The sequence below is a fragment of the Pseudoalteromonas sp. APC 3250 genome, assembly GCF_030407915.1.
GTDB lineage: Bacteria > Pseudomonadota > Gammaproteobacteria > Enterobacterales > Alteromonadaceae > Pseudoalteromonas > Pseudoalteromonas tetraodonis.
Genome location: NZ_JASDCM010000007.1, coordinates 62270 through 87558 on the forward strand (window position 1 = coordinate 62270; position 25289 = coordinate 87558).

Annotated in this window: 24 protein-coding genes; 17 read left to right on the forward strand and 7 right to left on the reverse strand. The window is 41.4% G+C overall.

The genetic code is table 11. The features are described from left to right. Nucleotides 1–139: 139 nt before the first annotated feature. From QL986_RS09410 to QL986_RS09420, 3 genes are all read right to left on the reverse strand, one after another. Nucleotides 140–622, reverse strand: a complete 483-nt coding sequence (locus QL986_RS09410) for a DUF4124 domain-containing protein (RefSeq protein WP_013464686.1) — start codon at nt 620–622, stop codon at nt 140–142. A gap of 145 nt (nt 623–767) precedes the next feature. Further along, the gene (locus tag QL986_RS09415) at nt 768–2264 is read right to left on the reverse strand and encodes a DUF3413 domain-containing protein (RefSeq protein WP_013464687.1); all 1497 of its coding nucleotides are present in this window, start codon (nt 2262–2264) and stop codon (nt 768–770) included. A 5-nt stretch (nt 2265–2269) separates the two neighbouring features. Continuing rightward, a complete protein-coding gene (locus QL986_RS09420) occupies nt 2270–2482 on the reverse strand; it encodes a DUF1414 domain-containing protein (protein WP_008109847.1) in 213 nt (70 codons plus the stop codon). Between the two features lie 63 nt (nt 2483–2545). On the opposite strand from QL986_RS09420, the gene yejK reads away from it, so the two are divergent. Next, nucleotides 2546–3562 carry a nucleoid-associated protein YejK gene (gene yejK, locus QL986_RS09425; protein WP_013464688.1) on the forward strand — a complete coding sequence of 339 codons (1017 nt, stop codon included), beginning with the start codon at nt 2546–2548 and terminating at the stop codon, nt 3560–3562. A gap of 663 nt (nt 3563–4225) precedes the next feature. On the opposite strand, the gene rne is transcribed toward yejK, so the two are convergent. Next, nucleotides 4226–7441, reverse strand: a complete 3216-nt coding sequence (gene rne / locus QL986_RS09430) for a ribonuclease E (protein ID WP_290191485.1) — start codon at nt 7439–7441, stop codon at nt 4226–4228. A 770-nt stretch (nt 7442–8211) separates the two neighbouring features. Here rne and rluC point away from each other — a divergent pair. Both rluC and QL986_RS09440 read left to right on the forward strand, forming a co-directional pair. Continuing rightward, the gene (gene rluC / locus QL986_RS09435; protein ID WP_013464691.1) at nt 8212–9171 is read left to right on the forward strand and encodes a 23S rRNA pseudouridine(955/2504/2580) synthase RluC; all 960 of its coding nucleotides are present in this window, start codon (nt 8212–8214) and stop codon (nt 9169–9171) included. Nucleotides 9172–9182: 11 nt separating this feature from the next. Then, on the forward strand, nt 9183–9827 hold the full coding sequence (locus QL986_RS09440; RefSeq protein WP_013464692.1) for an HAD-IA family hydrolase: 645 nt from the start codon (nt 9183–9185) through the stop codon (nt 9825–9827). Here the strand turns inward: QL986_RS09440 and QL986_RS09445 are convergent. After that, nucleotides 9820–10416, reverse strand: a complete 597-nt coding sequence (locus tag QL986_RS09445) for a Maf family protein (protein ID WP_013464693.1) — start codon at nt 10414–10416, stop codon at nt 9820–9822. The two genes, QL986_RS09440 and QL986_RS09445, sit on opposite strands and share 8 nt — an antisense overlap. 131 nt (nt 10417–10547) lie before the next feature. Here QL986_RS09445 and yceD point away from each other — a divergent pair, with 131 nt between their 5' ends. The 14 genes from yceD (at nt 10548) to QL986_RS09515 (ending at nt 22432) form a co-directional block, all read left to right on the forward strand. Continuing rightward, nucleotides 10548–11072 (forward strand): 23S rRNA accumulation protein YceD, encoded by a 525-nt coding sequence (gene yceD, locus QL986_RS09450; protein WP_013464694.1) that lies wholly within the window; start codon nt 10548–10550, stop codon nt 11070–11072. Nucleotides 11073–11081: 9 nt separating this feature from the next. Continuing rightward, nucleotides 11082–11252 (forward strand): 50S ribosomal protein L32, encoded by a 171-nt coding sequence (gene rpmF, locus QL986_RS09455; protein ID WP_008109865.1) that lies wholly within the window; start codon nt 11082–11084, stop codon nt 11250–11252. Nucleotides 11253–11264: 12 nt separating this feature from the next. Beyond that, a complete protein-coding gene (gene plsX, locus QL986_RS09460) occupies nt 11265–12305 on the forward strand; it encodes a phosphate acyltransferase PlsX (RefSeq protein WP_013464695.1) in 1041 nt (346 codons plus the stop codon). Between the two features lie 53 nt (nt 12306–12358). Beyond that, complete coding sequence (fabD, locus tag QL986_RS09465; RefSeq protein ID WP_036956225.1) at nt 12359–13285, forward strand: ACP S-malonyltransferase; 927 nt, start codon at nt 12359–12361, stop codon at nt 13283–13285. Between the two features lie 11 nt (nt 13286–13296). Continuing rightward, complete coding sequence (gene fabG / locus QL986_RS09470) at nt 13297–14043, forward strand: 3-oxoacyl-ACP reductase FabG (RefSeq protein WP_013464697.1); 747 nt, start codon at nt 13297–13299, stop codon at nt 14041–14043. 250 nt (nt 14044–14293) lie between these two features. After that, nucleotides 14294–14530, forward strand: a complete 237-nt coding sequence (acpP, locus tag QL986_RS09475; protein ID WP_008109873.1) for an acyl carrier protein — start codon at nt 14294–14296, stop codon at nt 14528–14530. Between the two features lie 269 nt (nt 14531–14799). Further along, nucleotides 14800–16038, forward strand: coding sequence for a beta-ketoacyl-ACP synthase II (gene fabF / locus QL986_RS09480; RefSeq protein WP_008109876.1), 1239 nt, complete (start codon nt 14800–14802; stop codon nt 16036–16038). A gap of 68 nt (nt 16039–16106) precedes the next feature. Then, nucleotides 16107–16898, forward strand: a complete 792-nt coding sequence (gene pabC, locus QL986_RS09485) for an aminodeoxychorismate lyase (protein WP_138764628.1) — start codon at nt 16107–16109, stop codon at nt 16896–16898. Then, entirely contained in the window at nt 16898–17884 is a 987-nt protein-coding gene (gene mltG, locus QL986_RS09490; protein WP_090492912.1) for an endolytic transglycosylase MltG, read from the forward strand. The genes pabC and mltG overlap by 1 nt, the downstream gene beginning before the upstream one ends. 5 nt (nt 17885–17889) lie before the next feature. Continuing rightward, entirely contained in the window at nt 17890–18516 is a 627-nt protein-coding gene (tmk, locus tag QL986_RS09495; RefSeq protein ID WP_138764629.1) for a dTMP kinase, read from the forward strand. A gap of 1 nt (nt 18517) precedes the next feature. Next, nucleotides 18518–19432, forward strand: a complete 915-nt coding sequence (locus QL986_RS09500) for a DNA polymerase III subunit (protein ID WP_138764630.1) — start codon at nt 18518–18520, stop codon at nt 19430–19432. A gap of 12 nt (nt 19433–19444) precedes the next feature. Beyond that, entirely contained in the window at nt 19445–19771 is a 327-nt protein-coding gene (locus QL986_RS09505) for a PilZ domain-containing protein (RefSeq protein WP_008109887.1), read from the forward strand. 17 nt (nt 19772–19788) lie between these two features. Next, a complete protein-coding gene (locus QL986_RS09510) occupies nt 19789–20568 on the forward strand; it encodes a YchF/TatD family DNA exonuclease (protein ID WP_138764631.1) in 780 nt (259 codons plus the stop codon). A gap of 4 nt (nt 20569–20572) precedes the next feature. Then, nucleotides 20573–22432, forward strand: coding sequence for an alkaline phosphatase D family protein (locus tag QL986_RS09515; RefSeq protein ID WP_138764632.1), 1860 nt, complete (start codon nt 20573–20575; stop codon nt 22430–22432). 923 nt (nt 22433–23355) lie between these two features. Here QL986_RS09515 and QL986_RS09520 read toward each other — a convergent pair. Both QL986_RS09520 and QL986_RS09525 read right to left on the reverse strand, forming a co-directional pair. After that, complete coding sequence (locus QL986_RS09520; protein ID WP_171046552.1) at nt 23356–24678, reverse strand: O-antigen ligase family protein; 1323 nt, start codon at nt 24676–24678, stop codon at nt 23356–23358. 64 nt (nt 24679–24742) lie between these two features. After that, on the reverse strand, nt 24743–25288 hold the full coding sequence (locus QL986_RS09525; RefSeq protein WP_033103299.1) for a hypothetical protein: 546 nt from the start codon (nt 25286–25288) through the stop codon (nt 24743–24745). Between the last annotated feature and the right edge of the window lies 1 nt (nt 25289).

Here is a 25289-nt window from a genome sequence, read left to right on the forward strand (position 1 = left end):
ATTAAATCCGAAAAAGGTGGTCAAAGGAAATTACACCACTAAACACACAATAGAGTTTATGCTCTATAGATGTTAAGGGTATGTTATTTTATATTTAAAACCAAGCTAATTAAGATGATATTTATTGAAGTTAGTCTGATTAAGGTTGATAGGCATCAATCTTTTTTTGTAACTTTTTAATACGCTTTTCAATCAATGCTTTATCTTTTTTATATTGCTTATCTAATTTTTTCTGTGTGTTTCTAATATCTTTGCTAATACGCTTTTTATCATCTGCGCTCAATATATGATTTAAACGCTGCTGTTGTTTAAAATCAGCCCTGTCTTTTTCTCGTAAAAGTATTGCTAACTTATGCTGATTACTGCGCAGCTCTGCTTCTAGATTGGAAATAATCGTATCTCGTTCCAGCTCGTTTAACTGTTTGGTATAGTTTATTTCTTTACCGGTTTGCTTAGGCTCAGTGGCGGTTATTGTGTGTGAGGTAGCATTATCACTACAGGGAAACTGAGAGAAAGTGGTGCCTTTGGGAGTGACGCACTTGAAATAGGTGGTTTGAGCTAATGCAAGAGAGCTAAAACATAAAATACAGACAGTAATGATCAGATTAATAACGCTGAACATAATGATTATCCTTTGTATATTCTGATCGAGTTAATAATTTTTAATAATAAAAACTATAACCTAGCTTGGGGGGATAGCAAGTGCAAAGGAGTAATAACAGAAACTAAGCGAGTCAGTTTTAATGACTCGCTCGTATTATGAGGTGCTATTGAGAAAATGTTTTAAGCTTTTTAATACCATGCACTAAGAATGGAATATCAAGCCCTTGTTCAATTGAAAACCCTTCAGCGGCAGAGATATTTCTAAAATTTCCATCACGATCAATAAGCGTGATTCTATCTTTTTTATAAGCAATCACCACGCCTTGCGAGTAATTAACCCCAATATTATTACTTTTACTGTACAAGTTTTCACCCAGCATAGTTTGCTGCGCAAGCGCATTACAGTTTAAGTATTGGCCAAGGCTCGTAGCGATAATATCGCTGGGCTGAATTAAACCGTTCACCTTAGAAATAAATTTATCGGAGCTGTACAATGTTGACGTGGTTACAATTTCATTGCTATTTTGCGAGATACTAAAAGCAAAAAATTCAGTAGCGTCATCACGTACAGTGGCGTTTTCAGCCCCTTTGACAATTCTTATTGCACTGTCTTTGTGTGCTTGCTCGTTAATAAAGCTCAGCTCATCAATACCGGCCACTTCCACACTACGACGTTGGCTTTGCCAAACGGGTAAAGTTTGCTGCTCAATAATGTTCGTTTTGTAAAATGCTGGCAAGCCGTACACAAGCCCAAATAACATATCACTATGATCGGTGGGTTGTAAAAATTGCGTGTTTTTATAAATACTTTGTTGGCTGGCAACAAATTTTGCTAGCTGCTCGTCATTATCAAACACCAAGATATCAACTTTTGCTGCGCTGTAATCTTCACATTTTTCTAATGGAGCAGGTGCTTGATAATTAATACCTTGGTTATTAATTTTAACGTTGTGCGCTTGCTCGTAGCTTTCAACATCCAGCAAATCGTTTTTAGCGAGTAAGCTTTTTGCCGTAGTCGGGTACGAAAGCGGTAGTACATTATCTTGTTTAGTGATATCAAATTTTAAATTGGCATCAGCCCAAATATGAATGCTGTGGCTTAGCGCAAAACAAATCACTAAAAATGAACCAGCATAACGGGCAAATTTAAACTGTTTCAAACGCCCTAAATGATGCCAAGTAAAATTACTAACAGTCAATTGAAACGCTAATATTGCTAACACTATGCTGCCTGCTAGCAAGGTAGTAAGTGCGGGTGAGTTTGTTACACGATGCCACAACAGTGAAATAATTTCAGGCAGTGCAGAGGCATTTAAATGATAACCTAAGTTAAAGTAGACGTAAGCGTCTAAAGTCAGTATTGAGGCCCCGACAGTTGCAATCACTGCTGCCATACCACGTATATGCCGTGGGTAGGGGAATACTAAACTCAAAGGGAAAACCGTCAGCACAAACGCTAAAAATGCAATAAAGCTAGTGTGGCTTAGCCAAGTAACCATCATATAGGTTATACCCATATAAGTGGTCGGTGGCGAATCGGCAAATAAATAGCTTAAGCTAATTAAAAGCGCTAAGCCAATATTGGCAAATGTAAACCAATGACCCCAACTTAATAATTGACTCGCTTTCGATGAAAACTGGTTGTGCTGCGATAAATTCATAGAGTTTACTTAACCGACTGCGCGAGTGCTTTTGCAAAGTTCTCGGTAACGGCTTGTCTTTTCCCTGTTGGTACATGCTCTTTTAAGATATGCGTGATAGAATTTCCTAAACACATAAGACTTAAATCAACCGGCGCATTATGTTTTGATAAAACATCAATAAGCTGATCGACGATTTGTTCTACTTCTTCATTAGAGTATTTTGATAAGATTGGCATCAGTTGGTTCAATAAAAAGAGTTATATTCCCGTATTTTAACACCAGAGGCGTGAAAAACAAAGATGGCAATAGATGTTAAAAAATTAGTCGTTCACTATGTAGACAAAAAAGACGACGACACTCAAATTCACCTTCGTAACGACGAAATGACTATCAACGATAAAGTGGCTGTATTCATTGAGCAATTACACCATGCCTACAATGGCAAGCCAGGCAAAGGGTTTTGTGCTTTTAGTGGCGAAAAAAACAGTATTGTTGCCTCTACTATGCAAAGCTATCGCAATAATGAGCTTGGCTTTTGGCATATGACCGAGCAAGCATCAACGGTATTAAAAGAAGAGTTAGATAAATACGCCTTTAACGAAACCGGCTATTTAGTATTTTGTCATTATCAGTACGTGGCGACTGATTATATGTTGATTGCCATGATCAATATTAAAGAGCATTACTCAATGACCTCTGAGCTTGATTTAGCCGCATCGCGTCATTTAGATATTTCGCGTATGCAATTGGCTGCTCGTATTGACTTAACCGCATGGGATACCCAGGCAGAAGACAATCGTTATATTTCATTTATTAAAGGTCGTGCAGGGCGTAAAGTCGCTGACTTTTTCTTAGACTTTTTAGGTTGTGAAGAGGGCATTGATCCTAAGCAGCAAAGTCAAGTGATGCTCAATGCGGTAGAAGACTACTTATCAGAGCAAGAGTTTGATAAGTCAGAAAAAGACGAGTTACGTAAGCAAGTATTCGATTACTGTAACGACTGTGTTACCACGGGTGAAGAAGCTAATGTGAGTGAACTTTCAGCAACGCTTACCAAAGGCGACGACAACCCGTTTGAAAGTTTTTGTAAAGAGCAAAGCTATGACTTAGAAGAGTCATTCCCGGTTGATAAAAAAACGGTAACCAGCATGGTTAAATTTTCAGGCTTAGGCGGGGGAGTCAGTATCAGTTTTGAGCGTAAGCATTTAGGCGAGCGTGTAACTTATAATGAATCCACTGATACGTTAGTGATCAAGGGCATTCCACCAAACCTAAAAGATCAGCTACAGCGATTTATGGAACAACAGCAAGATTAAACTCACAACGGGCTGCGAGCTACGGGTTTCGGGATCAGGCTCGTAATCCGCACCTTTTAGCCCGCTAACTTTTTTGACTCTAATCTTTGGTTTTTTAATCACAGAGAACACCGAGGCGCTGCGCGCTGCACCGAGAATACAAAACAAAACCAATACCCTGTACTTTTTAATTTCATAACATTTGTATTTAATCATTTCCTCTTTTTTCTTCTACCCTCTGTGGTAAATAAATCACTAAAATCTTATTGTCATGCTTACGGCAAGTTGCGAGCTAAGGGGTTAGGGATCAGGCTCGAAGCCCGCTCCCCGCAACCCGTTAACTTTCGATTGTAACTTTACCCTCTAAAAGCGCAGCGTCTCTTAGCCCTCTTTGTGAATAATTTTCTTAAATATCTAATTGCACTGAGAGAAAAGAATGAGGAGTAAATGAGAAGATAAAACAGGTATTGCAGATAACTGGTAGACATAGAGCTTGATCTCGTGTGAAGCGAAGCTTCGAATGTTTTAACCTTTAACCTTTAACCTTTAACCTTAAGTCTTTACTCCTTACCCGATCCTCGCAGCCCGAATCCCGTTTGCCAGTTACATAAATGCCAGGCATTAAAAAACCGCGTTAAAATCAATTAACGCGGCTTTTTTAATGCTTTGAGCTAAACTCAGTGCTTATTCAGCACTCAGCGTTTTAGTCATTGCTGAGCTTGCACGACCGGCAGGTTTTACCGAGCCAGGGCGAAGGCCGCTGTCAGGGATTAACTCACGTTTGTCATGTGCCATTGCAACCGATGTATGCTTGGTTTCGCTATCGGCTACAGGCGCAGGCTGTGCCATTGGCGCACTTGCATGTCCTGCTGTAATCACTGTTTTAGCGTTTACATTAGCTGAACTCGCTTGCGAAACTGCCTTAGGTTTATTTTCAACCACAGGTGCTTCTTTCGCTTCTACAGGTGTTTCAGTAGCGCTAACCGGTGCTGTTTCAGCTTCAACAGCAACTTCTTCAGCTGGTACTGATTCTTCAGCTTTTACTGGTTCTTCAGCTTTTAGTGGTTCTTCAGCTTGCACTGGTTCTTCAGTTTTCACTGGTTCTTCAGCTTTCACTGGTTCTTCAGCTTTCACTGGCTCTTCAGTTTGCACTGGTTCTTCAGCTTGCACTGGTTCTTCAGCTTTTACTGGTTCTTCAGCTTTTACTGGTTCTTCAGCTTTTACTGGTTCTTCAGCTTTTACTGGTTCTTCAGCTTTTACTGGTTCTTCAGCTTTTACTGGTTCTTCAGCTTTTACTGGTTCTTCAGTTTTTACTGGTTCTTCAGCTTTTACAGGCTCTTCAACTTTCGCTAATTCTTCTTCAACAATGTTTTGTTCAACTGCATCAGAGGCATCAACGGCCGTTTTATGTGCTTTTGCTTTTAGCTCTGCTTCGTATTCAGCAGCGGCTTGATCCGCAACTGGAATGAAAGCAGGCGCTTCATCAGACTTCTCTTGCGTGCCTTCACCTTCAGGACGACGACGACGTTGGCCAGATGCACGAAGATGACGCGGTGAACGACGTGAGCGAGTACGTGTTTGCTCTTGCTCTTCATCTTGTGTTGCCACGTTATCGTTTGCATCAACAACAGCCTCAGCTTGTTCTTTAGCAGGTACAGGTGCTTTTTCATCAGATACCGGCGCTTGCTTTTCAACAACAGGAGCTTGCTCTTTCACTTGTGACTTGTCTTCTTTAACCACTGGTTGCTCAACAGCTTGCTCAGTTGTTTGAACTTGCTCTGTGCTTTCGTCTTGTACGCGAACTTTTTTACGTAAATTACGACGTTGACGACGTACCTTAGGCTTTTGCTCTTTTGGCTCAGCATTCTTATCAGATTTAACTACAGTATCCGCATTTTGAGTTGCCTCTGCTTTTACTTGCGTTTTATCTTCAGTTTTATGCTCAGGACGTTTACGCGTATTTGAATTACGACGGCGCTTATTGCGATTCTCATTCTTTTCTTGCGTATCATTTACAGGCGCCGACTCATTTTTAGCTTCAGCGTCTGCAGTACGTTCGTTACGCGGTTTATTACGAGGGTTATTATTACGACGACGTTGGTTGTTATTACGACGACGATTATCATTACCACGGTTATTACTAGGGCGATCTTGCGATTGCTTTTCAGTCTGTTTTTCTGATTTTTGCTCAGTATCAGACCCAAATAACGACTTAATCCATTTACCTAATGCGGCAAATAAACCAATTTCAGCTTTTGCTTCTACTACCGGCGCAGCTTTTGCTGCCGCTTGTGGAGCAGGCGTTGAAGGCATAACGACGCCTTTAAGCTTCGGCTCTTCACGAACAGGTGCCGCTGGCGATTTAGACATTTCAAATGCTTCAGGCTCAGGCGCAACAACTTGCTCGTAGCTTACAGTTTCAAGCGTTTCATCTTTACGTAAACGCATTACTTCGTAGTGAGGTGTTTCCATGTGTTGATTAGGAATAATCACTACATCACATTTATGATGCTTTTCAATACGGTGAACGCTACGACGTTGCTCATTCAATAAATAAGCGGCAACAGCAACAGGCACTTGAGCATTAACTTGAGCGGTGTTGTCTTTAATCGCTTCTTCTTCAATTAAACGAAGAATAGACAATGCGATTGATTCGTTAGAACGAATTGTACCTTGACCACTACAACGTGGACAAACACCTTGGCTTGCTTCGCCTAGTGAAGGGCGTAGGCGTTGGCGCGACATTTCAAGTAAGCCAAAGCGAGAAATTTTACCAATTTGTACGCGCGCACGATCTGGGCGAGCAGCATCTTTTAAGCGGTTTTCTACTTCACGTTGATGACGTGGAGGTGTCATATCAATAAAGTCGATAACAATTAAGCCACCTAAATCACGTAAACGAAGTTGACGTGCAATTTCATCTGCCGCTTCTAGGTTGGTGTTAAGCGCTGTTTCTTCAATATCGCCGCCTTTTGTTGCTTTAGACGAGTTGATATCGATAGAGGTAAGTGCTTCAGTAGGGTCAATTACAATAGAACCACCTGAAGGTAAGCGCACTTCACGTTGGAACGCAGACTCAATTTGGCTTTCAATTTGGTAATGTGTAAATAACGGTGTATCACCTTGATAAAGCTTAACGCGACTCATGAAATCAGGACGAAAACGCTCTATGTGCGCTTTAGCTTCTTCAAAAACACGAGGCTTATCAATTAAAATTTCGCCAATGTCACGACGTAAATAATCGCGAATTGCACGGAAAATTACGTTGCTTTCTTGGTGAATTAAAAATGGTGCTTTAGCACTGTCTGCCGCTTGTTGAATGGCTTCCCAGTGGACTAATAATGCTTTTAAATCGTAGTTTAGTTCTTCAAACGACTTACCAACACCTGCGGTACGTACAATTAAGCCCATACCTTTTGGAAGTTCTAAGCGGCTTAGCGACTCTTTAAGTTCAGTTCGCTCATCACCTTCGATACGGCGAGAAATACCGCCAGCGCGAGGGTTGTTAGGCATAAGCACTAAATAACTACCTGCCACGCTGATAAAGGTAGTCAGTGCTGCCCCTTTTTGGCCGCGCTCTTCTTTATCAACTTGTACAATAACTTCTTGACCTTCTTTGATCACGTCGCGAATATTCGGACGACCATGAAAGGTGTAACCTTGCGGGAAGTAAGTACGGGCAATTTCTTTTAAAGGAAGGAAACCATGACGATCAGCACCGTAATCAACAAATGCTGCTTCTAAAGATGGTTCAATACGTGTGATTTTACCTTTGTAAATATTGGCTTTTTTCTGTTCGTGACCTGGGCTTTCTATATCTAAATCATATAGGCGCTGGCCGTCAACCAGTGCTACGCGCATTTCTTCTTGCTGCGTTGCATTGATTAGCATACGTTTCATAATGTTACTCTACTAGTTTGTGTCGCTGACATGACGATGTTTTCTCGCCTGTTCAGGTGTTCCTATTTTTAGAATGTGCAGCCTCACGACTGGGTCTTTAACGGAACGGCTCTGTATTTAGTAAGCAGTATTTTAAATGCCGGCAAACAATAGGGTGTAATCACGCTATTAAATTCTAAGGGGATACAAACGTGTCGGCTGTTTAGCTCAATACTCGTTTTATCCAGAAGTTGGCCTGTCATAACAATCTTATTAAATGCATTCATATTAGGTGCGTAGGGCTCTTTAGCTTCAAACCATAGTTTCGTTTTTAAAACTACCGTTATCGTTTTTATGAGCAAAAATCGCTACCGATGTTAATGAACGCTTATTTATTAGATTTTTTTAGTTCTAAATAAGCTGCTGTACGGTACTACAATATTTGAGCGAATTCTGAACGGCGTTTTTTTACGCCGCCACTATCAGACAAATTATCTGTTCATTGCTTTTACTATCACTTTAAAAATCAATTCATGTTCAAACTTAAGCAGCAATATATTACGCGCATTGCCGTTAGTTGTGCGCACGTGTTAACTGGGTATGTATAAAAGCTTTGGAAAACTTAACTCGGATCTGTATGATCGGTTACCCAGAATGTGCATCACGAATGTTTTAATGTGTTAAAAAGCACCGTTGTTATTTGCAAATACTAAATATTTGCGCTGCTGATTATCCCACTATTATAACTGTGTTAGCAACTAAATTATTTTACTTAAATCAGTGATTAGGCAATGTCAGAAAAAACCGGCTTACAAGTAACTTTTGTCACTATCAACGAAGACCACCTAGGTCAGCGTATTGATAACTTTCTTATTACCCATTTAAAAGGGGTGCCTAAAAGCGCAGTTTACAAAATTCTTCGTAAAGGTGAGGTGCGTGTAAACAAAAAACGCATTAAGCCTGTGTATAAATTGCAGCTAGACGACGTTATTCGTATACCACCAATCAGAGTGTCAGAGCGTGAAGAGTTTGTCCCTTCAAAACTCGATAAAGTAACGCGCCTTGAAGACTATATTCTATTTGAAGACAAATACCTGATGGTTATTAACAAGCCATCGGGTATGGCTGTGCATGGCGGCAGTGGCCTAAGCTATGGCCTTATTGAAGCATTACGTGTTTTACGCCCAGAAGAGCGCAGCCTTGAGCTTGTGCATCGTTTAGACCGTGATACATCAGGTTGTTTACTCATTGCTAAGCGCCGCTCTGTGCTGACTGCCTTGCATGAGCAATTACGCGAAAAAACCATGGAAAAAAATTATTGGGCACTTGTTGAGGGTCAATGGGACTCTAAAACAAAAAATGTGACTGAGGGCTTGCGCAAAAACACCCTAAAATCGGGTGAACGCGTAGTACGTGTTGATAATACCGAGGGCAAACCGTCGCATACCCGCTTTAAAGTGCTTGAGCGTTTTAACGATTGCTCATTAGTACAAGCATCCCCTGTAACCGGTCGTACTCACCAAATTCGTGTGCATACTCAGTGTCAAGGTCATGCTATTGCCTGTGATGACAAATATGGCGATCAAGGGTTTGACGAGTCAATGCGTAAACGTGGTTTAAACCGCTTATTTTTACACGCCCATGATTTAAGTTTTTACCACCCTAAAAACGAAACCACTATGCGAGTAGAAGCACCGCTTGATAAAGCACTATCAAGTTGTTTAGTGAAACTTAGAGCAGCAAAAGCGTGATCTCACCCACCATGAAAAACTACAAGCTGGTGATTTTTGATTGGGACGGCACCATTATGGATTCAATTAGCAAAATAGTTAATTGTATCCGCAAAAGTGCGCAGTTACTCAATATTGAACCGCCGAGCGATATCGCCAGTAAAAATATTATTGGCTTGTCGCTTGAAAACGCAATAGCGAGCTTGTTTCCTGATTACAGTGAGCATCACGAAGCGCTTATTGCAGGTTATAAACAGCAGTATGCGCTTGATACCACCCCAACACCGGTATTTGAGCACGTTGAACAGGTGCTCACTGGGTTAAAAAATCAAGGCGTAATATTGGCGGTTGCCACAGGTAAAAGTCGGGTAGGGTTGGAGCGTCTATTGGATGAGAGCCAGCTGCGTCATTTTTTTAGTGCTACGCGTACCAGCGACGACGCCAAATCAAAGCCAGCTCCTGATATGCTCTATCAACTACTTGAAGAGCTGGCTATAAGCGCCGACGAAGCATTGATGATAGGCGACACGCAAATCGACATGGCAATGGCAAAAGCTGCAGGTATGGATAGACTAGGAGTAACCATGGGCGTGCACAACGCTGCGCAATTAAACGAGTTTACGCCTATTGCAACCGCTGACAACTATCAGCAGTTGCAACAACTTTTACTTAGTTAGTTTGTGCGCTTAATACATCTAAGCCAAACTCAGCCAATAATTGGCTGAGTTTAATGAGTGGTAAACCAATTAAACTATTTGGGTCATCACCACTGAGCTTTTCAAATAAACAAATACCTAAGCCTTCACTTTTAAAACTTCCTGCACAATTATAAGGTTGCTCTGCATCGCAATAAGCACTTATTTGCGCCGTTGTTAACGTTTTAAAAGTGACATTAAAGGGCTCAACAAGGGTTTTGCTTTGCTTAGTGTCTATATCGTACACACACAAGCCAGTTAAAAAAGTGACCGTTTGCCCACTAAATAAGCTGAGTTGTTTCATGGCGTTTTCTTTATTGTGTGGTTTACCTAATATTTGGTCATTAAATACAGCAACCTGATCGGAGCCAATCGCTAAGCCTTGGCCAAAATGCTCGACCGCAGCTGCGGCTTTTAGTTCGCTTAAACGTTTAACAAGATCGTTAGGTGTTTCGTTGCGGTGAGGCGTTTCGTCAACATCGGGCGAAAACGTTTCAAAAGGCAGATTAAATTTTTGTAATAAAGACTGCCTAAAAGGCGAGCTTGAGGCTAATATAAGAGAGTGCTTCATGGCATGTTTTCCTAGCATAAATCAGATTGAGTTAGGATAAATCAGATCCGTGAGTAAAACACGTGAAAAACAACGTAAAATTGGTTTTTTACTTTGACTAACCCACTAACTATCTATATGATGCAGCCCCTATGCAAAAGGTGAAAATTCCCATCACCCTTCATCCGGGCAAAGCAGCGCAACACCGTTTAAAGTATGACGGCATTGTACCGCTTGAGAAACTTCCTCGTTTACGAGGGGTTATCCAGGAAGAAGTAGGTGAAATAGCGGTAAAAATTCATTGCAAAAACGATGAGCAAGGTTTAGTTGTGATTAGTGGCAATTTGTCCACACACGTAACTGTCACTTGTCAACGTTGTAATGGTGATTTAGGGTTGGATTTGGATCAAGACTTTGTGTATTCGCCAGTCGGTTTGGATGCAGAGTCAGATGATCTTCCAGAAAGCTACGACGAAGTAGCACTTGATGAAAATGGTGAAATAGACGTGTTTGAGTTAATCGAAGACGAGCTTATTTTAGCAGTGCCATTAGTGCCTACCCACAACGAAGCTTCATGCAGTTATACAGCAGAGCCTGCCAGCTTTGGTGTTTTAAAGGCGGAAGATGATAAACCAAATCCATTTGATATTTTGAAACAACTTAAGAAAGATTCTTAGGAGAAGACTATGGCTGTACAAAAAAGCAAAAAGTCTCGTGCAAGACGCGGCATGCGCCGTTCACACGATGCGATCAGTGGTCCAACTTTAACTGTAGATCAAACATCTGGTGAGACTCATCGTCGTCACCATGTGACTGCAGATGGTTACTACAAAGGCGTTCAAGTAATTTCTAACTAAGAGATTGCTTATATGCTGACCAATCTAACCATAGCGTTAGATATGATGGGGGGCGATTATGGCCCCCGTTCATCTATCCCCGCAGCCGTTTCCGCGGTAAATGCTAATGCCAACTTAAAACTCATTTTATGTGGCAATGAGCAAGTAATAGCTAAACAATTAGAATCACTCGATTCACTTTCTCATCCCAGATTAATAATTCGCCATTGTAATGACGTTGTCACCAATGCCTGCGAACCCGCTGTTGCTATACGCTCAAAAAAAGATTCCTCAATGCGTGTTGCCCTTGATTTAGTTAAATCGGGTGAAGCGCAAGCCTGTGTTAGCTCTGGCAATACTGGGGCGCTATTTTTTATGGCGCATTACGTATTAAAAATGCTTCCAGGAGTGAAACGTCCCGCACTCATATCGGCTGTACCCACTGAACGAAAAAATCCTGTTTACTTACTCGATTTAGGTGCCAACGTACACTGTGATGCGCAAATGCTGTATCAGTTTGGCATTATGGGTTCGGTAGTGGCAGGACAAGCACTCGGGTGTGATAACCCAAAAGTCAGTTTATTAAATATTGGCGCCGAAGACATCAAAGGTCACGACGAAATTAAGCAAGCCGCGCAGTTAATGCAACAAAGCGAGCTGATTAATTATATTGGCTACAGCGAAGGTAGCGATATTTTTTCTGGCAAAGCCGATGTTATCGTCTGTGAAGGGTTTGTCGGTAACGTTGCACTTAAAACCTGCGAAGGTATTGCCAAACTTATCATGAAAAAGTTCACCCGTGCCCTCGAAAAACACGTTGTTTATAAGTGCATGGCCTTTATGTTGGCGCCAATCATAAAAAAACTCTATAAAAGAGTGAACCCCGACCAGTATAACGGCGCTTCTCTGGTAGGATTGCGCGGTATTGTTGTTAAAAGCCATGGAAATGCCTCAGCTAAAGCATTTCATGCCGCAATCGACGAAGCAGTGAAAGAAGTAGAACGTCAACTTCCGGACAAAATTGCTGCTATTTTCGAAAAAACACATTCTAAAGACACGGTGGCCAATCAGTAAATTGATGTGCCGTGTTATACATTATTTATTTTGTTTAATTAAAAGAGCAAACTATGGCACAAAAAATTGCACTTCTTTTTCCAGGTCAAGGCTCGCAAACTGTGGGTATGTTAAACGAGCTACTTGAAAGCTCAGACATAGTAAAAGCCACATTTGCAGAAGCATCAACCGCACTAGGATACGACCTAGCAGATCTCGTTCTTAACGGTCCAGAAGAAAAACTAAATCAAACTCACCGTACTCAACCTGCTTTATTAACAGCAAGCGTTGCTATTTACCGTCATTGGTTAGCTGCAAATCCAGATGCAGACGTTGTCATGGCAGGGCATAGCTTAGGCGAATACTCAGCACTAGTATGTAGCGATGTGATCAGTCTAAGTGAAGCCGTAAAACTGGTTGAAAACCGTGGTTTATACATGCAAGAAGCTGTCCCTGCGGGTGTGGGTTCTATGGCCGCTATTATTGGTTTAGGTGATGACGAAATTAAAGCAGCATGTGAAGCCTCTGCACAAGGTGAGGTTGTTTCACCGGTTAATTATAACTCGCCAGGCCAAGTGGTTATTGCCGGTCATAAAGATGCAGTAGATAGAGCATCAGTCGCATGTAAAGAAGCCGGCGCAAAACGTGCACTGCCATTATCGGTTAGCGTACCGTCGCATTGTGAACTTATGAAACCTGCGGCTGAAAAATTAGCCGCTGACTTAGCGGCTTTAACATTTAATTCACCTAAGTGTGATGTAATTAATAATGTTGATGTAAAAGCTGAAGGTTCAGCCGATGCAATTAAAGACGCATTAGTACGTCAGTTATACAGCCCAGTTCGTTGGACTGAAACAGTGCAAGCATTAGTTGCACAAGGTGTAACGCAAAGTTATGAATTTGGCCCTGGTAAAGTATTAACAGGACTTGCAAAACGCATTGATAAAGCGATGGTGTGTGGCTCAGTTAACGACCTAGCATCAATCGATACAGCTAAATAAGAGTATATAATATGAGTAATTTATTTTCTTTAGAGGGCAAAGTTGTCCTGATCACCGGCGCTAGCCGTGGTATTGGTAAAGCGATTGCAAACACCTTAGTGGCACAAGGCGCAAAGGTAGCGGGCACAGCGACAAGTGAGTCTGGTGCGGCTAAAATTAGCGAATACTTAGGTGATAACGGTAAGGGTTATGCGCTTAACGTCACCGATCCTGCGTCAATTGAGGCAACATTAGCAGCAATTAAAGCCGATTTAGGTGATATTGATGTTTTAGTAAATAATGCCGGTATTACGCGCGATAATTTATTAATGCGCATGAAAGAGAGTGAGTGGGACGATATTATCGACACCAACTTAAGCTCTATTTTCCGTTTATCTAAAGCGGTACTTCGCCCAATGATGAAGAAAAAGAACGGCCGTATTATCAATATTGGCTCAGTAGTGGGCACTATGGGTAATGCTGGCCAAGCGAACTACGCGGCAGCTAAAGCGGGTGTTATCGGTTTTTCTAAATCATTAGCGCGTGAAGTTGCTTCTCGTGGTATTACTGTTAACGTGGTTGCACCAGGATTCATCCAAACAGACATGACGGATGATTTGACAGATGAGCAAAAAGCAGCAACGCTTGCAAACGTACCTGCGGGTCGTTTAGGCCAGCCAGATGAGATTGCAGCAGCTGTGTGTTATTTAGCATCTGACGCCGCTGCGTACGTATCTGGTGAAACTTTGCATGTAAATGGTGCGATGTACATGGTTTAGCTTCGCAATGCGAAATAGTTAAACCACAAATTACCAATGAGTTTGCTAAAAAATATTGAATTTTTCGCAAACTTGCTTTAAACATACTTGAAATCGCTGTGAAAATAAGCGATAAAAGATAAAATAAACACTCAAGAGGTTTGACCAGCAAATTATTTATGGTCAAAAGATTGAATCAGAGAATTATCGGACGTAAACTACGCCGCAATCTGAAAATAACGCATTGGCGTTTTTAATAAAGGAAAGAAGAATGAGCGATATCCAAGAACGCGTAAAGAAAATTATCATCGAACAGCTAGGTGTTAAAGAAGAAGAAGTTAAAAACGAAGCTTCATTCGTTGATGACCTAGGTGCAGACTCTCTTGATACTGTTGAATTAGTAATGGCTCTTGAAGAAGAGTTCGACACTGAGATCCCAGATGAAGAAGCTGAAAAGATCACTACAGTACAATCTGCAATCGATTACGTTACAGCTCACGCTGAGTAATTAATCGCAAATTAAGGGCAGCATCCGCTGCCTTTAATCTTTATATCCAAACCACCTCAAAGTACATGATTCAATTCCAAACCCTCACCTATCATCAGCAATTAAGTTGTTATTGCTCAGCGTTGGTTATTGGTTTGAGACTCGCACTTTGAGGTAGCTTGGGTATGATCATCCCCAATACTAATAACATAACTAGCAACAGCGTTAACGCTGAAATAAACTGAGCTAAGTTAATTGGTATAATAATAATTCCTTATTGGAGGCAAACCGTGGCTAAACGTCGTGTCGTCGTAACTGGCTTAGGAATGTTGACGCCGCTAGGCAATGATGTGCAATCAACCTGGCAAGGCTTATTAGATGGTAAAAGTGGTATTCAAAATATTACCCACTTTGATACATCAAAATTTGGTACTCACTTCGCTGGTTTAATCAATGATTTTGATGCATCGGCTTATATGTCGCCAAAAGATGCTAAAAAAATGGATTTATTTATCCAGTATGGCATTGCAGCGGGTGTTCAAGCTTTTCAAGATTCAGGCCTCGAAGTAACAGAGCAAAACGCAACCCGTATTGGTGTAGCGGTAGGTTCAGGCATTGGTGGCTTAACCCTAATCGAAGAAAACCACATTAAATTACTAAACAGCGGTCCACGAAAGTTATCGCCGTTTTATGTACCGTCTACCATTATTAATATGATCTCGGGTCATTTATCAATAATGCATGGCTTGCGTGGTCCTAATATTTCAATTGTAACCGCATGTACCACAGGCCTGCACAACATTGGCCATGCAGCACGTATGATTGCCTACGGCGATGCCGATGCAATGGTTGCCGGTGGCGCAGAAAAAGCGTGTACGCCAATTGGTATGGGTGGCTTTAATGCCGCACGTGCGCTTTCAACGCGTAACGACGACCCACAAGCAGCGTCGCGTCCGTGGGATAAAGACCGTGATGGCTTTGTGCTTTCTGATGGCGCTGGTGTTGTGGTTGTTGAAGAATACGAACACGCTAAAGCACGTGGCGCAAAAATTTATGCAGAGCTTGTTGGCTTTGGCATGAGTGGCGATGCCTACCATATGACCTCGCCACCAGAAGACGGCGCAGGTGCAGCACTGGCTATGGAAAACGCATTAAACGATGCGCAAGTAAATGCAGAGCAAGTTGGCTACATTAACGCACACGGTACGTCTACTCACGCGGGTGACAAAGCCGAAACCTCAGCGGTTAAAACCATTTTTGGTGATTCAGCGAAAGATGTGATGGTAAGCTCATCTAAATCGATGATGGGTCATTTACTAGGTGCAGCGGGCTCTGTTGAGTCGATAGTGTCTATCTTATCGCTGACCGAGCAAAAAGTAACACCCACGATTAACCTAGACAACCCAGATGAAGGCTGTGATTTAGATTACGTACCGCACACAGCGCGAGACGCCAAACTTGATTACGCGTTGTGTAACTCATTTGGTTTTGGTGGTACTAATGGCTCGTTACTGTTTAAAAAGGTATAATCTTTTTTAACAACGAACGACAATAAGAACCCAGTTGTTTAACTGGGTTTTTTTATGTGTAAAAAAATATGCAAACAATAATAACAGCAAGTGAAACCAGTAGCATAAGTATTCGCGATAGGGGCTTAAACTATGGCGATGGTTTTTTTACAACCGCAATTATTACTCATGGACAGGTTGAGCATTGGGCTTATCATAAAGCGCGTTTAATTGAATGCGCGCAGCGTTTAGGGTTTCCGGCGCTTGAGTTTAAAGCACTTGAGTCGCACATTACTCAGCAAATAGCATCACAGGTTCACGCGGTTCTTAAAATAGTGGTAACACGTGGCGAGGGCGGGCGAGGCTATGCGCCACCAAGCGAATGTAATTTAAACATTATTGTTAGTGTTTTACCTTATCCAGCGCATTATCACAGCTTACACGAGACAGGAATTAGTTTAGCTATTAGCCCAATTAAACTGGCTTTACAACCGCACTTAGCAGGGCTTAAAACCTTAAATAGGCTTGAGCAAGTATTGATTAAAAATGCCCTACAAGCCGAGCAAAGTGATGATGCACTTGTACTTGACTACAACAACAATGTAATTGAAACCTCAGCGGCTAATATTTTTGCAATAAAAAATAATAAAGTAATTAGCCCCAGGCTTGATGAGTGCGGCATTAAAGGTGTTTTTCTGCAATCTTTATGTGATAAATTAGCAATTGAATTTAAAACTATCAGCGTTGATGAGCTTACCCAAGCAGACGCGGTATTTGTATGTAATAGTTTAATGAAAATTGTGCCGGTAAAAAGCATAGGCGAGCACTGTTTTGATATTGCTCACAGTAAGTCATTACTAACAGTAGCCAAGGAGGCTTAGTGTTAAAAGTTATAGTATCAGTATTATTGCTGGCTTTTTTTAGCTCAGTGATTGGCTATCAGCAATTACAGGCAACCATTCAAACGCCATTACAGATAGCCGATAACACCCAATTTGAAGTTAAAAAAGGCACCGGCTTTAATAAGTTGTGCCGTCAATGGCAGCAGCAACAGTGGGTAGAAGACTGTTGGCGTTTTCAAATATTAGCGAAGCTCGACCCAACCTTGACCGATTTAAAAGCAGGCTTGTACGAGCTAAGCGCAGATAGCGTGCTTAATAACATCAAAAAAATAAATCAAGGTCAGCAAATTAGTTTCAGCTTTACCATTATTGAAGGCCAAGCACTTAGGGATGTTTTAAATACCCTGAGTACTTCTACACACTTACAAAACGATTTAAAACTTGAGCAACTTGGCGAGCAAATAATAGGTAAGCAAACCCATCTAGAAGGGTGGTTATTCCCCGATACCTATCATTATCATAGCAATGATACTGCCAGCAGTTTATTAAAACGAGCAGCGCAAAAAATGCAGCAAACGTTGGCTGATGCTTGGCAGCAACGGGCAAGCGATTTACCTTACGATACCGCCTATGAAGCACTGATCATGGCCTCTATTATTGAAAAAGAAACCGCGCTTGCCAGCGAGCGTCCGTTAATTGCATCGGCATTTATAAATAGATTAAATACCAATATGCGCTTACAAACCGATCCAACCGTAATATATGGGCTAGGCGAAGATTTTGACGGTGATATTAAACGTAAAGACTTGAGAAATTACACACCGTATAATACTTATCGTATTAACGGATTACCGCCCACACCCATTGCCATGCCATCCAAAGAAGCGATTTTAGCCGCGGTAAACCCGCCTAAAAGCGAGTATGTTTACTTTGTAGCAAAAGGCGATGGCAGCCATCAGTTTTCAACCACATTAAAGCAACATAATGCGGCGGTTAACCGGTATATTTTAAATAAAAAGAATTAGTGTTTATGAAACCAAAATTTATAGTTATAGAAGGCCTAGAGGGCGCAGGTAAATCAACCGCTATTGCCTTGTGCCAAAACTTTTTAAACCATCATCATATTGATTTTATTAATGTGCGTGAACCCGGTGGTACACCACTAGCTGAATCCTTACGTACTTTAGTAAAAGCAGAGCATCAAGAAGAAATCGCCTTTGAAACTGAGCTACTTATTATGTACGCAGCTCGCTCACAGCTAATGCACAATGTAATAAACCCTGCACTAGAACAAGGGCAATGGGTATTGGCTGATCGTCACGACTTATCGTCACAGGCGTATCAAGGCGGTGGACGCGGAATTAGTGCAAACACGTTAGCGTCGTTATCCTCTATGGTGTTAAAAGGATTAAAACCCGATTTAACCATTTACCTTGATATTGACCCTGTTATTGGTCTTGAACGGGCAAAAGGGCGTGGTGAACTCGATAGAATTGAACAAGAAGCCATTGAGTTTTTTCAGCGCACCCGTATGCGTTACATTGAGCTTGCAAATGATGACGACAGCATAAAAACAGTCGATGCCAACCAAAGTATTGATAAAGTACACCGTGATATTACCAATGTACTGCGTACGTTTTTTTCAGGGTTAAAATAATATGGCATTGCCATGGCTTAACGATGTAGAGCAACGTTTAGCTCAAAGCTATAAAGCGCAGCGCTTTCATCACGCGCAGCTATTTTGCGGGCCTATTGGGGTAGGCAAGTTTGAGCTAAGCGATCAATTAGCTAACAGTTTGTTATGTCACAATACACAATCGCAGTTAAGTGCACCTAATAGCGTGCTAACGCCGTGTGGGCAGTGTAAAAGCTGCTCGTTAAACCTAGCTGGGACGCACCCAGATAAACGCGTTACTCAAGTAGAAGGGCAAAGCATAGGTGTAGACGACATTCGCGGCATAAGCGATTTTATGCACCAGTCGGCGGCGCAAAATGGCAACAAAGTGGCGATTATTGAAAACTGCGAAAAAATGACAACGGCGGCAGCAAATGCATTATTAAAAACCTTAGAAGAGCCAAGTAACAGCCGGTTTTTAATTCTTACAACCAGCCAAGTGGCACAATTACCAGCGACTATTTTAAGCCGCTGTGCTAAAACTGAGGTCAAAGTAACCAATAGCCAGCTAGCACAGCAGTGGCTAAGCTCTTTAAATGTGCCTAACTACCCATGGTTATCATTGTTTTACAGTCAACCCCTGCAAGTAAAGCAGTGGCAACAGCAAAATCAGCTAGAAAGTATTGATACACTCTATAAATTTGCAACTGAGTTTAAACAAAGCCATAATTTCAATGCGTTAGTCGATATAATAAATAAACAGCCTGAGCTTGTTCGTATTTTTACCTTATTTTTAAGTGAGCAGCTAAAACAGCAGCTTTTAAACGGCATGAGTTTTGAAGCCTACCAAGTTGCACAGCAAGCCTTGAATGATTTTTTACAAAATAACATACAAATTCTTGGGCTAAACTTACCGCTTGCGGTATCACGACTAGCGTATACATTACGCAACCAATAAAAAGGATTAGATATGCAAGAGCTATTAGTTGATATAGATGACCTTGACGAACTATATCGCTGCTACATGCCTTTTTTAAAAAAAGGGGGGCTATTTGTACGCACCAATATGCGTTATGAGCCTGGGTATTCACTCGCTTTACGAGTAACCTTACCTGATGCCTTAGAAGACGATGTGGTCACCGGTAAAGTCACGTGGATCACTCCGCAAGGTGCACAAAGCTCAAACCCTCCGGGGATCGGCATTAGCTTTTTAGATGATAAAACAAACCTAAACGCGAAGATCGAAAAACTGCTGGGTACTATGTTAAACTCCGGCAATCCAACTTATACCATGTAGTAAAAACAGGCCTTATTTTGATTGTAGATTCTCATTGCCATTTAGACCGTCTTGATTTTGATAAACTCGATTTAAACCTAGACCAAGTACTTGATAACGCCCGCGCAAAAAAAGTAGAACACTTTTTATGTGTGAGCGTCACACTTGATCAGTTCCCTAATATGCTAGAGCAAATTAAGCATTACGACGACGTATCAGCGTCATGTGGTGTACATCCGCTTGATCAAAAAGACGCGCTCAACAAACAGCAATTAATTGATTTAGCCTCGCACCACAAAGTAGTGGCTATTGGCGAAACCGGGCTTGACTACTATTATGCAAAAGATACTCACGCAGTGCAGCAAGCAAGCTTTGTTGGCCATATTGAAGTAGCCAACGAATTACAAAAGCCACTTATTATTCATACCCGCGACGCACGTGCCGACACCATTAATCTAATGCGTGAACACAAAGCAGAAAACTGCGGTGGGGTATTACATTGCTTTACCGAAGATTGGGATATGGCTAAAAAAGCCATTGATATGGGTTTTTATATTTCTATTTCAGGTATTGTAACCTTTAAAAACGCGATAGAGCTTAAAGAAGTGGTAAAACAAATCCCACTTGATAGACTGCTTATTGAAACCGACTCGCCGTATTTAGCCCCAGTACCGTATCGTGGTAAAACTAATCAGCCAGCGTTCGTGGAAGACGTTGCTTACTATATTAGTGAACTAAAAGGTATTAGCTTTAACGAATTGGCAAAGGCCACTACCGATAATTTTTATTCTTTATTTAAATTAGCAGCTAAAGGCTAACCTCATGACGACTCTCTCGGTGCAACACCCGCTGTTACTTATGGGGCCTATGGTGCGCCGAGCAGAAAAAACCACAGTTTGTATTCAGTTTGCTACCTCAAAGCAGGTAAACGGCCGTATAGAGCTAATGGGTTACGAATGCTATAGCGAACAAAATAGCGTTAGACTGGGTGAACATTTATTTTTACAGTTTATAGTTATTAAACCCATAAACAGCCAGTTCCCGCGCGATATATTACTACAATATCAGTTGTTTTTTGATGACAGCCCTGTTGATTTATCAGCGTTTAGTTTTAATGATGGTGCGTTACCTGCGTTTGTGATCCCCAAAAGACTGACGCAAATATTGCATGGCTCATGTCGCAATGCACATCATCCCGCAAAAGACAGCCTAGTTAGTTCAAGTCAGTGGCAAGCTACTCAACGCAGTAATAATCAACAAGGGGCGCAGTTGCTATTGCTCTCGGGCGATCAGGTATATGCTGACGATGTAGCAGGGCCTATGTTATTAGCTATCCATCAACTCATTAAGCAATTAGGCATTTACAAAGAGCAACCGCTTGCGCTGGATTTACCCGACGATATTAGCCAACAGCTTTATGGCCGCCATCATTTATTACCCACCACCTCGTGGAAAAAGCGCTCTAAATTAGGCATAGGTTATTGGTTAAAAAAAGACGAGCCGCATTTTTCTAGCGTAAAAGCGTATAACCACCTTATTCATTTTGAAGAGTTTGTAGCGCTGTATTTACTTAATTTTAGTAGTACCGCGTGGCAATATGTTGACTTATCAAAGCTAAATTACTCAGGCGGTAACGAAAAAAGCCAAGCATTGTTTAGCACAGAAAAATCCACACTCATTGATTACGCTAAAGGCTTAGCTGAGGTAGAGCGATTATGTGCCAATGTGTCTACCTTAATGATGTTTGATGATCACGATGTCACTGATGATTGGAACCTCACCGCCGGGTGGGAGCAAGCCATTAATCAAAACCCCAGTAGCAAGCGTATTGTAAATAATGGCTTAGCAAGCTATTGGCTGTTTCAGGGAATGGGGAACGACGCACTGCAAAAAACTGGTGCGCTACTTACTCCATTTACAACAAGCCTAGCTGGGGATAAGCAATGGCAATTCAAAGCATTTGATAAACATCTAAACGATTTTAACCATTGGCATTATGAGCTAACAACTATTCCTAAAGTGGTGGTGCTTGATACCCGAACACACCGCTGGCGTAACGAGCAGAACTTTAATGAACCCTCAGGCTTGTTAGATTGGGAGCGACTCACTGAGCTTGAAGAAAGCCTACTCAGCCATGACCAAGTCATTATTGTATCGCCCGCACCGGTGTTTGGGGTTAAATCAATAGAGGCGATTCAAGCGGTTTTTAACATGTGTGGGCAACCGCTTATGGTTGATGTAGAAAACTGGATGGCGCACGAAGGCTCAGCTAAAAAATTGCTCGACACATTTAGACGCACCGACACCCCAAATGAAACGCTGATTTTATCAGGCGACGTGCATTATTCGTTTTGTTTTTCAGTGCAAAAGCGCTTTGGCGATCACCCCAACAGAATTTGGCAGCTTACAGCCAGTGGCATAAAAAACGAGTTCCCGCGTAAGCTAATAAATGTGCTTGATAAGCTCGACTCCATTTTATATGGTCCTAAAAGTCCGCTTAACTTTTTTACCAAACGCTGGCATATGGAAGTAGACAAACACCAAACTAAAGGCAAAGGGCAAAAGTACCTAGTAAGTGATTCGGCTATTAGTTTGGTTACCCTCAAAGGCGGTAATTTAGACCGTTACCAGCTCATACACGGCGACGGCCACACCACCGAATTTGATTTAGAAGAGCAGTAAATTTGAACAGGCGATAGGTTTTAGATTGATATTATTGCTGATTTGCAGCAGCGACTTCATGTCGCGTCATTCTTTAATGTCGTGAGCGGCGGGCGACGGGCAACGAGCGACGAGCTTCGAGTTGCGGGCTAAATAACTAAAAGCGCAGCGTCTCTTAGCCCTCTTTGTGAATAAATCACTTAAACCCAAAACATAAAAATTATTCTTGAACCACAGAGGACACCGAGGCGCTACACGCTGCACTGAGAATACAAAGCAAAAAGCCTAATACCTTTTACTTTTCTAATGCTCATAACGTTTGTATTTAGTCACTTTCTCTGTTTTCTCCAACCCTCGGTGGTAAATAAATTACTAAGTTCTTATTGTAATAATAGTACTGGGTGAAGGATTAAGCTCGAAACCCGTTAACTTTATTTAAAACCTTTATTCTTGAACTACAGAGGACACCGAGGCGCTACACGCTGCACTGAGAATACAAAGCAAAAAGCCTAATACCTTTTACTTTTCTAATGCTCATAACGTTTGTATTTAGTCACTTTCTCTGTTTTCTCCAACCCTCGGTGGTAAATAAATCACTAAGATCTTATTGTAATAATAGTACTGGGTGAAGGATTAAGCTCGAAACCCGTTAACTTTATTTAAAACCTTTATTCTTGAACCACAGAGGACACCGAGGCGCCACACGCTGCACTGAGAATACAAAGCAAAAAGCCTAATACCTTTTACTTTTCTAATGCTCATAACGTTTGTATTTAGTCACTTTCTCTTTTTTCTCCAACCCTCGGTGGTAAATAAATCACTAAGATCTTATTGTAATGATATAACTGGATGAAGTGTTAGGTGTTAGAGCTTGCTCACGGCGGGTTGCGAACTACGGGTTTCGGGATTAGGCTCGTAACCCGCTTCACGCTCCCCGCAGCCCGTTAACTTTCACTTCGTCGTTTTTTAATCCGTTTAGGTGCTGGCAACTTATTGGTTAATAAAGCTAAACATAACACTACTATAAACAACATAGAATTAGCCCCCGCCTGTAGCGAATAATCAACCGACGAATGCAGCATCATTGCCACAATAGCTGTAGCACAACCAAACGCCACACCCTGATAAAGCGCCGTTTTGCGCGTTCGCATAGTATTAATACATAACCATAAACAATAAACCACTAACAGCCCCAATAGCGCCGTAGTAGGAATACCCAGCTCAACTGCAAATTGCACATAATCGTTGTGCGCATTGTCGTAATAACCAGAGTAGGGCTCAGACTGATACGCAGGAAACGCAGTGTAAAAAGTACCGCCGCCCGAGCCTAATAACGGGTTATCTAAAATCAGCGGGATTGAGTCGCGTACAACTTCATCGCGAGTTTCCGATTGTAAACTGGTTTCGCTAATACGTTGTTTTACCTTTTCTACATCGAAAATGGCACCAATGATGATTAAATCGATAATGAAAAAACTCACAATCAGCAATTTAAAGGCTTTAGGCTTTTGCTTATAAACAAACAGCGCCAGTAAGCTCACTATAATTAAGGCAATAAAAAAGGCCGAATTACCCATGCGACTACGGGTTAAAATAAGCGCCACAATTATAATAATTAGCGATATACGCAAAATTATTTTAGAGCTTAATATAATCTCAGCCCAAGCACGTAAGGTTTGTTTTAAAGTAGGCTTGTAGCCGTTGTTAGTGCGTTTTAGTTCGCTAATTAAAACACCAATGCCTAAGCATAAGCACAGCGCTAAATAGTTAGCTAAAAAGTTAGAATAGGTAAAAGTACCAATAGCTCTGTCGGTGTGTTTGTAGCCAAATAAAGGGCTAACAATATCGGGCGATAAGTTTAAGTAACTAGCATACAAAGCCTGAAAAACACCGGCGCAAATGACGGCGTAAATTAATTTTTTAATACGATTTACATTATTACAGTAATTAAATATTAACCAGCTCAACATTATTAAAAAACTGGTTTTTAATAACATTTGTTTTGTTTGAAAAGCATCAACACTTACGCCAAATAACTGAACCGCGCACACCAAAGCAACAATGCCTAAGGCAGTAAATAACGGCCAAGTATATCGAGGAGGTAAGAGTGCTTGTTGGTTATTTAAAACACTGTTTGCCAAGTGAGTAATAAAGGTAAAGCTAGTTAAAATACCAATAGCTAAAATTGCCCAAGGCCTATAACTACCTAATGGAAGAGGGAGTAAAAATAAGATCAGGCAAATAAGAAAAAATATAAAACGATTCAAAATAAACTCAAACAAAGTAAAAACGCAGCCAATTGGCTGCGTTTGAATATACTAATAGTAAAAACTAGTTACCGACTTCAGATATACCGTTATCACCGCCTGTACCACCAGAACCTGGAGGTGTTGGTAATGTTGGTAAGCTGCCTACTGGCGGAGCAGGCTGGCCAGTACCCGGGCCTGCAGCCGTTGCTTCAGAAGCGGTTGTTGCATCAACACCTGCGGTAATTGCTGCTAGGGTAATTGCATCAGTATCTAAACCAGCATCCGAAAGAGCAGCTAAAAAGTCAGAAATTAATGGATTGTCTGCACCAAAACGTGCCACAACAGCAGCAACCATTGCATCTATATCAGCAGCACCACACGCACCATTAAGTAGTTTTTCGTCTAGCTTGATTTTTTCTTTATTTTTACAAATACGTTTTATTGCTTCTACTAAATCTTCGCGTAATTGCTCTGGCGTAGTATCTGCTGTTACGTTATTAAGAATATCAATAATGCTATTTATGCTCACTTCTTGAACCACAGCATTATTATCCGTTTGTGCATAGGTTGGCAAAGCAGTTAGAGCAGACGCACTAGCTACTAAGCCAGCTAAAATTAATTTTTTCATT